The organism is Acaryochloris marina S15 (genome assembly GCF_018336915.1).
GTDB lineage: Bacteria > Cyanobacteriota > Cyanobacteriia > Thermosynechococcales > Thermosynechococcaceae > Acaryochloris > Acaryochloris marina_A.
Window position 1 is genome coordinate 4,567,004 of the sequence record NZ_CP064923.1, and the last position, 12,202, is coordinate 4,579,205.

At 47.5% G+C, this 12,202-nt stretch carries 13 protein-coding genes; 10 read left to right on the plus strand and 3 right to left on the minus strand.

All coding sequences use genetic code 11. The features are described from left to right. Positions 1 to 57 precede the first annotated feature (57 nt). On the plus strand, positions 58 to 723 hold the full coding sequence (locus tag I1H34_RS20830) for an SDR family oxidoreductase (protein WP_212662856.1): 666 nt from the start codon (positions 58 to 60) through the stop codon (positions 721 to 723). Positions 724 to 741: 18 nt separating this feature from the next. On the opposite strand, the gene I1H34_RS20835 is transcribed toward I1H34_RS20830, so the two are convergent. Further along, a complete protein-coding gene (locus I1H34_RS20835; protein WP_235109734.1) occupies positions 742 to 1,275 on the minus strand; it encodes a DUF3565 domain-containing protein in 534 nt (177 codons plus the stop codon). A 113-nt stretch (positions 1,276 to 1,388) separates the two neighbouring features. Between I1H34_RS20835 and I1H34_RS20840 the strand changes: the two genes are divergently transcribed. The 3 genes from I1H34_RS20840 (at position 1,389) to yidD (ending at position 3,190) form a co-directional block, all read left to right on the plus strand. Beyond that, on the plus strand, positions 1,389 to 1,532 hold the full coding sequence (locus tag I1H34_RS20840) for a hypothetical protein (RefSeq protein WP_212662857.1): 144 nt from the start codon (positions 1,389 to 1,391) through the stop codon (positions 1,530 to 1,532). Then, complete coding sequence (locus I1H34_RS20845; RefSeq protein WP_212662858.1) at positions 1,516 to 2,571, plus strand: NAD(P)/FAD-dependent oxidoreductase; 1,056 nt, start codon at positions 1,516 to 1,518, stop codon at positions 2,569 to 2,571. The genes I1H34_RS20840 and I1H34_RS20845 overlap by 17 nt, the downstream gene beginning before the upstream one ends. A 136-nt stretch (positions 2,572 to 2,707) precedes the next feature. Then, positions 2,708 to 3,190, plus strand: coding sequence for a membrane protein insertion efficiency factor YidD (gene yidD / locus I1H34_RS20850; RefSeq protein ID WP_212662859.1), 483 nt, complete (start codon positions 2,708 to 2,710; stop codon positions 3,188 to 3,190). A gap of 173 nt (positions 3,191 to 3,363) precedes the next feature. Here the strand turns inward: yidD and I1H34_RS20855 are convergent, their stop codons facing one another. Continuing rightward, positions 3,364 to 3,915 (minus strand): DUF2854 domain-containing protein, encoded by a 552-nt coding sequence (locus I1H34_RS20855; RefSeq protein WP_212662860.1) that lies wholly within the window; start codon positions 3,913 to 3,915, stop codon positions 3,364 to 3,366. A gap of 51 nt (positions 3,916 to 3,966) precedes the next feature. Then, positions 3,967 to 4,458, minus strand: a complete 492-nt coding sequence (locus I1H34_RS20860) for a YajQ family cyclic di-GMP-binding protein (protein WP_212662861.1) — start codon at positions 4,456 to 4,458, stop codon at positions 3,967 to 3,969. A gap of 295 nt (positions 4,459 to 4,753) precedes the next feature. Between I1H34_RS20860 and I1H34_RS20865 the strand changes: the two genes are divergently transcribed. The 6 genes from I1H34_RS20865 (at position 4,754) to I1H34_RS20890 (ending at position 12,121) form a co-directional block, all read left to right on the plus strand. Then, positions 4,754 to 6,124, plus strand: coding sequence for an NAD-dependent succinate-semialdehyde dehydrogenase (locus I1H34_RS20865; RefSeq protein ID WP_212662862.1), 1,371 nt, complete (start codon positions 4,754 to 4,756; stop codon positions 6,122 to 6,124). A 10-nt stretch (positions 6,125 to 6,134) separates the two neighbouring features. Further along, entirely contained in the window at positions 6,135 to 7,772 is a 1,638-nt protein-coding gene (locus I1H34_RS20870; protein ID WP_212662863.1) for an acetolactate synthase large subunit, read from the plus strand. A gap of 160 nt (positions 7,773 to 7,932) precedes the next feature. After that, on the plus strand, positions 7,933 to 8,946 hold the full coding sequence (locus I1H34_RS20875; protein WP_212662864.1) for a hypothetical protein: 1,014 nt from the start codon (positions 7,933 to 7,935) through the stop codon (positions 8,944 to 8,946). A gap of 162 nt (positions 8,947 to 9,108) precedes the next feature. Further along, complete coding sequence (locus tag I1H34_RS20880) at positions 9,109 to 10,272, plus strand: GuaB3 family IMP dehydrogenase-related protein (RefSeq protein ID WP_212666369.1); 1,164 nt, start codon at positions 9,109 to 9,111, stop codon at positions 10,270 to 10,272. A 275-nt stretch (positions 10,273 to 10,547) separates the two neighbouring features. After that, the gene (trxA, locus tag I1H34_RS20885; RefSeq protein WP_010472447.1) at positions 10,548 to 10,871 is read left to right on the plus strand and encodes a thioredoxin; all 324 of its coding nucleotides are present in this window, start codon (positions 10,548 to 10,550) and stop codon (positions 10,869 to 10,871) included. Between the two features lie 158 nt (positions 10,872 to 11,029). Next, positions 11,030 to 12,121 carry an LOG family protein gene (locus I1H34_RS20890; RefSeq protein ID WP_249369451.1) on the plus strand — a complete coding sequence of 364 codons (1,092 nt, stop codon included), beginning with the start codon at positions 11,030 to 11,032 and terminating at the stop codon, positions 12,119 to 12,121. Positions 12,122 to 12,202: the final 81 nt, after the last annotated feature.

The window sequence follows — 12,202 nt, forward strand, 5'->3', positions numbered from 1 at the left end:
GACCTGCCTCAAAATCTTGTGGTTGAAGTAACTTGATAGGGTGAACAAAATTTTTCTATGGCGACTTATTTAGTGACAGGTGCCAATCGCGGTATTGGCTTAGAGTATTGCCGACAACTTCAGCAGCAGGGTGAAACGGTGATTGCAGCTTGCCGCAACTCATCCCCTGAGTTAGAAGCCCTGGGCATTCAGGTAGAGACCCAAGTGGATATCACCTCAGACACCTCTGTGGCGGATCTCGTTCAACGCTTGGCAGGGCAGCTCCTGGATGGACTAATCAATAATGCTGGGATTATAAATCGAGTTACTTTAGAGGCACTCGATATTGAGAGTATTCGCCTCCAGTATGAAGTGAATGCCATTGGTCCCTTACGTCTGACCCATGCCCTATTGCCCAACCTCCAATCGGGCTCCAAGGTGATTCTAATGACAAGCCGGATGGGCTCGATTGGTGACAATACCTCCGGTAGCTCCTATGGCTATCGCATGTCTAAAGTGGCCCTTTGTATGGCGGGGAAATCTCTATCCCATGATCTCAAGCCGAAAGGGATAGCCGTAGCAATTCTACATCCTGGCTTAGTTCAGACGCAGATGACCCGCTTTAATCCCCAAGGAATTCCCCCTGAACAGTCTGTAAAAGGATTATTGGCTCGAATCGATCAGTTGAACCTGGAAAACACGGGTACTTTCTGGCATGCCAATGGAGAGGTCTTGCCTTGGTAAAGGGGGGAGCTGAATGTTCTACTCCTCTTGTCGTCGCCAAAATTCAACATAAAACCTTGCATCTTTACTGGGTTGAACATCGTGTTGGACTTCGGGAAGGACGATCCCTTGGGTCTGAGGGTCTAAGGTTTCTTCAGTATGAAAGGGGTGGTGAATTCGGTAGATCAGTGTCCCTTTCACAACATGGATTAGGCCCCAAACCCCTCTTTTGGTCGCATGTTGCTGGCGTAATCCAGAGGGAATCGTTTCGGCAGTAAAGACTGGAGTTTGTTTGTAAGAAGCATAGCCATCAGGTATTGTTTTGCCATCGCACCATCCACAGTCCAATTCAGTCCCAATCCGAGACCTTCGACCAGCAGCCGTCATCACCCAAGGACAGGGAAAGAAAGGTGGATCATGACGGGTATGTTGGGCATGGCCACAATCTAGGTCTGCCACCCAATGGGATTCTTGATCTTGATGAAAGCCAACGATTGTTCGCAGCAACTGTTCTTCCCTCGGTTCCAGACCACAATCAAACTGTAGATCAATCTGAAATTTGACTATCCCCATCCTGGAGAAGCCTCGTCAGGCAAAGTTCTCTAAGATCTTAGCCGCGTAAAAAACACGATTTGGGCTGATAAGACAAATAGAAGTGCAATTCTTTTATGCGGGGAATGTCGGCTATGGCGCTCATTGATGACGTGAAACGATTATGTGATGGTCAAAGACCGGCCTTTGACCATCACATATCTGTATTTATAGGGGTCTTACCCCGCGTATTGGTCAACCGAAATCAGGAGGACTGGCAACTTGTCATCACTGCCTAAAGCCGATGTCGTCATAGTGGGTGGAGGGCCTGGCGGCACAGCGACAGCGATTCACTGTGCCCAAAAAGGTCTTCAGGTAACCCTCCTGGAACAAGCGGAGTTTCCCCGTTCCCATCCTGGCGAAACTTTACATCCAGGCATCGAACCTCTACTCAAGAAGCTGGGTGTCGCAGAGCAGGTGCTGAGCGCAGGCTTTTTGCGCCATCCAGGCCACTATATCGAGTGGCAAGGAGAACGGGAATTTCAGGCTTTTGGTGAAGATGAGCAGGGACCGTGGTTGGGGTTTCAGGCGATGCGATCGCAGTTTGATTCCCTTCTACTAGAACAGGCCCAAACGCTAGGAGTTCAGATTCTGCAACCCTGTCGAGCATTAGAACCGATTGTGAACCAGGGACAGGTGAAAGGCCTCAATACCACATTAGGTTCTATAGACGCCGCTTTTGTAGTGGATGCTGCCGGCAGTTGCCAATGGTTAGCTCGAAAACTGGGGATTAGAACCACACCTTATTCTCCTCCCCTAAAAGCCTATTACGGCTATGCGACAGGAGAATGCCCAGAGCGGGACCAAGCCCCTTTAATCGCCTCTGATGCTGAGGGATGGACCTGGATTGCAAAGGTGGAACACCAACGCTATCAATGGACTCGATTGTCCTTTGATAGTCAACCCGATGCCCATTGGCATCCTGAAGATTTAGCCGATCTCTTTCCGGAAGGCAAAGCGCGAGCCGTAGACGTTACCTGGCGACTCGTAAACCCCGCTGCGGGTCCCGGTTACTTTTTGGTGGGGGATGCCGCTGCAGTCTTAGACCCGGCTTCCTCCCATGGCGTTCTCAAAGCGATGACCTCCGGCATGATGGCAGCTCATCTCATTGTGCAAAGTTTCCAACAAGGTGAACAGCTTCAACCGTCGCCAGCCAGCCGCTATTGTGCATGGCTGCGAACCAATTTTTACCATGACCTGATCCATTTACAAGGATTTTACGCACCCATCCTATCCGCTCTCTCTTCTTCACCCACCTTACAATCGACATCTTTTTAAAAGGAGAGTTACCTAACTTGAATTGCGACTCTTAATAGCAATAACAAAGTTACCCCTCACTCATCAGCAGAAACCTAGATATTGATTTCTAGTGGGAACCCTAATCCATGTACTCGTTTCTGAAGGCGTTTGACTTGTGAATAGAGGAATCATATCCCGTTCTGCTGCTGTGATTGTTCCAGTTGCTCAGGCAGCAGAACGCCTTCACCTCAGTCATTTATTGCGATGGATAGCGCTGATGGGCGTACGCGACTACCAACGCTACCTATCTCCCTACAAAGGATTCTCTTGTGCTCACAGACGGTTCTATGGGGGAATATCTTGCTCAGAATACTTTCGACGCTCAGTCCAGGATGATGGGCTAGCTGGTACGATACCTCGCTTTCAAAAGCGGTTGCGAGCCTGCAAAGGTGCGAGCCGCATCTTAAACGCAAGTTTGCCTAAATCTCAGAAACGTCGAAAGAAGCAAGAGTCCTGTGGGGATTGTGGTGCAGGATGGTGTGATAGTGCCTGCATTCCCCTAGATATTTGTGACGTATTTGAACTCTGCGATCTAGATTGTGATGTATTAGGCGGTTTAGATGGCTGTGGGGATTGCGGTGGATGTGACTGTGGCTAGAAATATTGACCAGAGTTGTACTGAGCGACAAGGGGAACTCTGAGCCTAAAACCATCAATGGGGATTACATACAATGATGCAACCCCCATCTAATCAACCTGAAATCGACTGGCTTCTTGTGATCAGTGATTTACATTCAGCGGTTATCTCACTAATCCTGTAATTGTTAAGGCTTAAGCAGCCTTAACAATTAACGAAATATCCACACGATCTTTACTAGGCTCTTCGACTAAAGCATTAATCCCAGGGCCGAAGAAGCTCGCAAATCGGTCTTCTTTCTTTTTCCAGTTTTCAAACGGGACGTAGGGCGTTTCAAATTCCAGGACTAAAGTATATGCGCCCTCAGTATTATCTTCGCGTAGCCCCACCAAAACGGGACATTCATCAACAAAACTGGGTTTGAGCCCCAAGCGGTCTAGGGCAATATCCAAGTGCACAGTTTGTCCATAGCGATAGCGAGTAACATCCTGAACCACTTGATTTAAAGTTGGTGTGGCTTGAGCTTCCCGTAAAGCCAACATTTCACTAGAAGGCTCTTCTTTAAAAGAAATAGGCTCAAGTTCAGCCGCTTTTAAGGCCAAAGCGCCCACCAACACAGGTACACCCACAAAGAATGTGATCACATTCAGGGTCGTTTCATTATTGATGTACCCAGCCATTCCCAAGACAGAGAGAATGGTTCCAATAACTAAGCCAATGGTTGCGACTGAAGTCCGGCGCAGCATAATACCTCCATAATCGGGTCAAGAAAAAAGTAGAATCGCCCACTCTTAAGATTAACGGTAATTTGTAAACTGCAGGGCAACTGGCCAATCTTCTTGTTTTAGATTTTGCATGACTTGCTGTAAGTCATCCTTCGATTTGGAGGATACCCGGACAACCTCTCCCTGGATACTGGCTTGAACTTTTTTGTAGTCCGTGCGAATCAGTTTGGAAATTTTTTTCGCCAATTCGACATCAATACCCTTTTGGAGCTTAATGGCCTGTCGCACCCGGTTGCCGCTGGCTGATTCGATGGTGCCATAGTCAAAAATCTTCAGGGAAAGCTTGCGTTTAACTGCTTTAGTTTGCAGAACATTATGAACCGCATCCAGGGTAAATTCGCTATCCGTACTGATCGTGATTTCAGTTGGATCTAGCTTGATCTCCGTTTTAGTATCTTTCAGATCGTAGCGAGCCTTAATTTCTCGATTGGCTTGATCAATCGCATTGACCAATTCCTGCCATTCAAATTCACTAACAATATCAAAAGAACAAGTTGCAGCCATAATTTTCTCAACTGATTTGGAAAGTCTTACTTATGTATTTAATTGAGGTCCGAGGACCGGCTTTTCTGCTACTCTCCCGAATGACTGCCTCTGTCAGTGTTTAACTGAAGCCATTCCTACTCAACTCATAGGCAAAAAGTATCCGGTCTTGCAGAAGATTTTACCAAAAGTGACAGGTCTACTCTAGAATCAGCAACTTTCGATGATTCCCTCCACAAGTCGAACATTTTTTTGCGATGATTGACACTGTAGAGCTTGCCTTTATTGGTTAGAAACTGAATTCAGAGGTTGGAGCATGGGCATCGCAACAGTTAATCCGACAACCTTAGAAACACTTCAATCTTTCTCAGCTCTTTCTCCTGAAACCATTCAATTAAAGTTAGCGCAATCTGAATCGGCATTCCAGTCCTATCGGCATACCAGCTTTGACGATAGACGCCAGTGGTTATTACGAGCTGCTGATATGTTGGAAAATCCTGACAAAAGTCAGCAATATGCTGCCCTAATGACCTTAGAAATGGGCAAACCGATTCAAGAAGCCCTGGGGGAAGTGAAAAAATGCGCTTGGGTCTGTCGATACTATGCAGAACAAGCCCCCCTATTTCTGGCTAGCCAGACCATAGAAACGGATGCCCAAGAGTCTTGGGTCTGTTATCAACCCCTGGGAATTATATTGGCGGTTATGCCATGGAATTTTCCCTTTTGGCAGGTCTTCCGGTTTGCTGCTCCAGCTCTGATGGCCGGAAATGTAGGCATCCTGAAACATGCCTCCAATGTCCCTCAATGTGCTTTAGCCATTGAACAAATCCTAGTAGAGGCAGGGTTTCCAGAAGGCGTATTCCAAACTTTATTAATCTCTGCACAGCAAGTAGAAATGGTGGTTAAAGATGATCGGGTAAAAGCAGCAACCCTGACGGGGAGTGAACCTGCAGGAGCTAGTTTAGCGGCGATCGCAGGGAGTCAGATCAAAAAAACAGTCCTAGAACTGGGAGGCAGTGATCCCTTCATCGTCTTAGCTAGCGCTGATGTAGACGCAGCAGTTACCACGGCAGTGAAAGCGCGGATGTTGAATACAGGACAGTCCTGTATTGCAGCAAAACGATTTATTGTGGCAGATGCGATCGCAGATCAGTTTCAAGAAAAATTTGTTGCCGCATTTAGCAAGCTAACTCTAGGCGATCCCATGAGTCCCCAAACCGATGTCGGCCCCTTGGCGACCACAAGTATTCTTGAAGAACTAGAACAGCAAGTCCAAATTGCCGTTGCTCACGGTGCTCAAGTACTGCTTGGTGGCCAGCGGCCAGACTTACCTGGAAATTTTTACCAACCCACAATTCTGTCAGACATCACCAAAGACAACCCAATTTACTCGCAGGAATGCTTTGGTCCAGTGGCTCTAGTCTTTCGAGTTACTGATATGGAAGCCGCCATTACCCTAGCCAACGATAGCCCCTTTGGATTAGGGGCCAGTGCCTGGACCACAGATCCACAAGAGCAAGACCTCCTGATCAAGCACTTAGATGCAGGCGCTGTCTTTATCAACGGTATGGTCAAGTCTGATCCCCGCCTTCCCTTTGGCGGCATCAAACGCTCTGGCTATGGCCGAGAATTAGGCATTCAAGGCATTCATGAATTCGTTAACATCAAAACCGTATGGGTGAAGTGAGCCATTTTTAATGAATACAGCAGAATTGTTGGTCAAATGTCTGGAAAACGAAGGTGTTGAGTATATTTTTGGGTTGCCGGGAGAGGAAAACCTCCAAGTCCTAGAAGCCCTGCGAAACTCCTCTATCCAATTCATCACCACCCGCCATGAGCAGGGGGCTGCTTTTATGGCCGATGTATACGGTCGATTAACCGGGAGAGCAGGGGTTTGCCTATCAACCCTAGGCCCAGGGGCCACCAACCTAATGACTGGCGTTGCAGATGCCAACTTAGATGGAGCGCCCTTAGTTGCAATTACCGGACAAGTCGGCACCGATCGGATGCATATCGAGTCCCACCAGTATTTAGATTTGGTGGCTATGTTTAATCCGGTTACCAAATGGAGCTCTCAAATTGTTCGTCCCAGCAATACCCCAGAAATTGTGCGGCGCGCCTTCAAACGAGCCCAGGCAGAAAAGCCCGGAGCCGTTCATATTGATTTACCAGAAAACATTGCCGCCATGCCCGCTGAAGGCATGCCACTGCAGCAAGATAGCCTGATACGCAGCTTTGCCTCACCCCGCAATCTAGAGCAGGCAGCAGAAATGATTTCTCAGGCCACTAATCCTTTGATCTTAGTGGGCAATGGGGCGATTAGAGCCAAGGCTAGCGAGGCTCTCACCCAATTTGCAACCGAATTGAATATTCCCGTGGCCAATACTTTTATGGGCAAAGGGGTCATTCGCTATACCCATCCCTTAGCCTTATGGACGGTAGGATTACAACAGCGAGACTATATTAGCTGTGGCTTTGATCGGACGGATCTCGTCATTGCCGTGGGCTATGACTTAATCGAGTTTTCTCCTAAAAAGTGGAATCCTGACGGCACCATTCCCATTGTGCATGTGGGGGCAGAGCCCGCTGAAATCGACAGTAGCTATATCCCTAAGACTGAAGTAGTAGGAGATATCTCTGATTCCCTAATCGAAATTCTCCGACGGGCTGATCGCCATAGCAAACCGGATCCCTATGGGGTCGAGCTTAGACCACAAATCCGAGCAGACTATGAGGAGTATGCCAGCGATGAACACTTCCCCCTACGCCCGCAAAAACTGATTTATGACCTCCGAGCAGTTCTCGCCTCCGAAGATATTGTGATCTCTGATGTCGGCGCTCACAAAATGTGGATGGCCCGTCATTACCATTGTGATCGGCCTAATACCTGTTTAATTTCTAATGGGTTCGCCGCCATGGGGATTGCTATTCCTGGTGCATTAGCAGCCAAATTAGTCTATCCAGATCGCCATATTGTGGCTGTGACCGGCGATGGTGGCTTCATGATCAATATGCAGGAATTGGAAACAGCATTACGTCTCGGTGTTGCTTTCACCACAATCATTTTCAATGATGGCGGGTATGGTTTGATTGAGTGGAAACAACAACAATATTACGGAGAAGCTTCTTTTATTAAGTTTGGCAATCCTGATTTTGTACGGCTTGCAGAAAGCATGGGACTCAAAGGTTATCGAGTAGAATCTAGTGCTGATTTTATGCCTTGTCTAAAGTCTGCATTGGCCCAAGACGTGCCAACAATTGTGGATTGTCCAATTGACTACAAAGAGAATTTAATGTTTAGTCAAAAATCAGGTGAGATTGCTTGTATTAACTAAACTTTTTTATCCAGAGTAGATAACCATTTTCTTGAGTTTTGTGGGAAACGATCATTTTTAATTCCTCAGGGATTAGGATTTGATCGACCGCCCGGTTAGGATGGTAAAAAAATACAATCAGGTTTCACCCACCTGCTGCTCGATTATCATTCCGAAGTCTATGAGTTCCTCTAGCGAACAGCCACCTAAGTCAACTCGTCACACCCAAAAGAAATCTGTTGATATGGACCCCCAAACGGTGTCAGATGAACAGTCTAATGCTCCCATGGATGAGACTCAAGAGACTCATGTGGACGGTATGCAATTAAAAGGTCCACCCCGTCGCCCTGTAGCTAAAGCCCCCCCTCCTCCAGCTCCCGAGGTAGTCTCTGTAGAAAAAGAAGAACCGGCTGCGGATGTCGCTAGTGATGTACCTGAGACCCTAGGACAGCAACCCATTCCACCGCCCAGTGAGCCGATGCAATATCGGGCGATTGGGTTAATCAAGGGGAAGTACCGACCTTCAGAAGAGCAATTTAATCGAGGAGACCTGATTACAGAAGACGAAACCTACTTAGATGCGGTTTTGTTGGGTCAGGTGATGAGTCTGGTCAAAAAATATCTAGATTTAGAGCAAACCTACTTGTGGGTTGTTTATCCTCGGACACGCGAGAAAGAAGAAACGCTGCATATGCAGATTGTCGGCGTTTGGTCAACGGAAGGATTTGGTCCCGTGGCTGCGGCAGAAGAGTCTGAAACGCCTGAAGAACCAGCAGTGCCTGAAGAGCCTAGCCAGCTTGCTGCCCCTCTTCAAGATGGTTATTTTTCCATCCGGGGTGAGATTGTTTTCCAATCCACTGAGAGAAACTATTTATTGGTCAAAATTCAGCAATCTCCTCGAAAAAGTTCAGATCGCCCCAAAGCATTTAAGCTCAAGCTCACTGGCAGTCTAAAGGATAAAGCAATGGGCTATTTTTGGGACTTGCATGTACTGCGGCAAGGGGAAGAATTAACGATTTTAAATGGACAAAAAGTAGCGCTTGTACCACCCAAACGCAAATCAAAACAAGAAAGAAGCGAGTCTCATAGTCCCCCCAGAAAGTTTAGCTCCCCTCGCCCCCATCAAACTTCGGACAAGCCTCGCCCAGTTGGCAAGCCCATTATTAAGCGCCGCTCCTCTCCAGAATCGGAATGATGGCATTTGAGCCACCAAACACTTACAACTCTCTAGAAGCTGCAGTGAGTAGGAGCTGGCCAGCGATACGCTGTGCCTGTCAAGATTCAAGTCTTTGTGAGACTTTGACAGGGCAATTTGGCTTTGTTAGTCTAGCTAAATCGTTCTGGAATGGTTACTGGTGTGGATATTCAAATTGGCCGTGGCAAAACGGCACGTAGAGCATATGGAATTGACGAAATTGCCCTTTCACCAGGACAACGAACCCTAGATCCACAACTGGCAGATACCCAGTGGCAAATCGGTGGTATTCAGCGGGAGATCCCCATTCTAGCGAGTGCGATGGATGGGGTCGTGGACGTCAAAATGGCAGTTCGTCTGTCAGAGTTAGGCGCTCTAGGTGTATTGAATCTGGAAGGAATTCAAACCCGTTACAGCGATCCAGAGCCCATTCTGGACAAAATTGCTGGGGTTGATGTGAATGGCTTTGTGCCACTCATGCAAGAACTCTACGCAGAACCCATCAAACCTGAACTAATTCGTGAGCGGATCACCCAGATCAAGTCTCAAGGAGGCATTGCAGCGGTGAGTGCAACCCCTGTAGGGGCCAGTCGATTTGGGCAAGCTGTGGTCGAAGCAGGTGCAGATTTATTTTTTATCCAAGCAACGGTCGTTTCCACTGATCACGTATCTCCAGAAAGTGTTACCCCCCTTGATCTGGCTAAGTTTTGCCAAGAGTTGCCGATACCTGTGGTCATGGGAAATTGTGTAACCTACGAAGTCACTAAAAGCTTGATGCAGGCAGGTGCTGCAGCCGTCTTGGTGGGTATTGGTCCTGGTGCAGCTTGTACAACCCGAGGCGTATTGGGAGTGGGGGTTCCTCAAGCAACTGCAATCTCAGATTGTGCTGCCGCTCGGGATGACCATTTTCGCGAGACCAACCAATATATTCCGATCATTGCGGATGGGGGCCTGATTACTGGCGGTGACGTTTGCAAATGTATTGCCTGTGGTGCCGATGCGATTATGATGGGCTCACCCATTGCGAGAGCCACAGAAGCACCCGGGCGAGGATTCCACTGGGGGATGGCAACACCTAGTCCTGTGTTGCCCCGAGGGACACGGATTCGGGTCGGGACAACCGGTACCCTAGAGCAAATCTTGCGGGGACCGGCCCAATTGGATGATGGCACCCATAACTTCCTTGGATCCTTGCAAACCAGCATGGGTACCTTAGGCGCCAAAGACATTAAACAGATGCAGCAAGTGGAGGTGGTGGTTGCCCCATCTCTGCTGACAGAAGGGAAGGTCTATCAGGCTGCCCAAAAACTAGGTATGGGTAAATAACAAAAATTTGCCAAACTTAACACGTTTAGACGCCGATCTTTGCCAAAAAAGGTATGGCAAACGTGAATTGGTTGCCTAGAATGGGTATAGCGGAGACACATGTTTCCGTTCACTCCTCACACCACACTCCGCCTGAGCAGTTGTTCAGGCGGCTTCCTCATTTTAGGCGGTGATATCGGCATTTTGATTGTTAATTTTCTGTTTATGTCTAGGTGGGGTTGAACCTGCTATGGTACAAATCGTAGATAAGCTACAGTCGATAAAGGTTTCTAAGCATGTCATCAGCTGCCCCAGTCACAGATGCCACATTCAAAGAAGAAGTCATTGAAAGTGACGTTCCTGTTCTAGTTGATTTTTGGGCACCTTGGTGCGGACCTTGTCGAATGGTTGCTCCCGTCGTTGATGAAATCTCTGAGCAATATAAAGGTCAAGTCAAGGTTGTAAAAATCAACACGGATGAAAATCCTAATGTTGCGAGTCAGTATGGGATTCGTAGTATTCCTACCCTCATGGTCTTTAAGGGAGGACAGCGGGTCGATATGGTTGTCGGAGCTGTTCCCAAAACAACTTTGGCCAGTACCTTAGATAAGTATCTCTAGTTTTTAAATTTTCTCGGGTTCTAGCATGGGATCCGTTCACTGCAACTAAGATTGGCAGTTTATTCAAACCATTAAAGTGGCCCTTAGCTAATTGGCTAAGGGTCACTTTTTATTCATTAAATTGTTATCGTTGAGCTGACCTAGCCTAACCCATACTTATGACTGAGTCTCCTGACCCATCGGTTACTTTACATCAGCGTCTGAATCATTTCCTAGAGGTCTTACCCCAACTCAAGCATGGTCCTCTAATGATGCAGGCCCTTGAAACGGTGCTGAATATGGCTGAAGAGGATCTCGATCGCTTAGATTGGAAAATTCTAACCGCGGCATTACAAGATCTAGAGCAAGGGTTTCAAGTCTTCCACCGCTATCGACACATTCGCAAGATTTCCATCTTTGGGTCTTCCCGTCTACCGCCAGATAGTCCTGCCTACAAAATGGCAGTAGATTTTGCCCGCTGCGTTACCCAACAAGGATTTATGGTGATGACAGGAGCAGGGGGCGGCATTATGGAAGCGGGCAATCTAGGGGCTGGGCCGGAAAAGTCTTTTGGCCTCAACATTCAGCTTCCCTTTGAGCAAGATTCTAATCCTTACATTGCTGGGGATGAGAAGCTGATCGACTTCAAGTACTTCTTTACTCGCAAATTGTTTTTTCTCCGGGAAACAGATGCGATCGCACTCTTCCCCGGTGGATTTGGCACCCAAGATGAAGCCTTTGAATGTCTTACCCTGAGTCAAACTGGAAAGTCCCCCCCCGTACCAGTGGTTTTGATCGATCCGCCAGGCACTCACTATTGGCAAGACTGGGATGCTTATATTCACAAGCACCTGATCGATGGAGAGCTGATCAGTGCAGATGACCATCGTTTATACACAATTACGGATAATTTGGAGACGGCTTGTGCTGCGATTTCGGGGTTCTACCAGATCTACCACTCAAGTCGCTATGTTGGCGATCGGTTAGTGATGCGCCTCAATCAAGAACTCTCCACCTCAGAAGTCAAATGGTTAAACCGGGAATTCCCAGATATTCTGATCCGTGACCAGATTCGTAAAAGTAGGGCTTTACCAGAAGAACTAGATCATCAAGAACCTCAACCTCAACAGGTTCAGGATGAAACGGAACATTTACCTCGATTAGTGTTCTATTTCAATCAGCGTGATCATGGGCGGTTAAGTCAGATGATTGCAACCATTAATCAGATGGGTGACACCAGCCAAAATCTTTACCATCCTGAACGAAAATAGCTCCGCTAACTCAACCCCACAAAGTTGCTGAAGGGATCAATATTGGGATCAATATTTTGATGAATTTCTGTGAAAATTTGC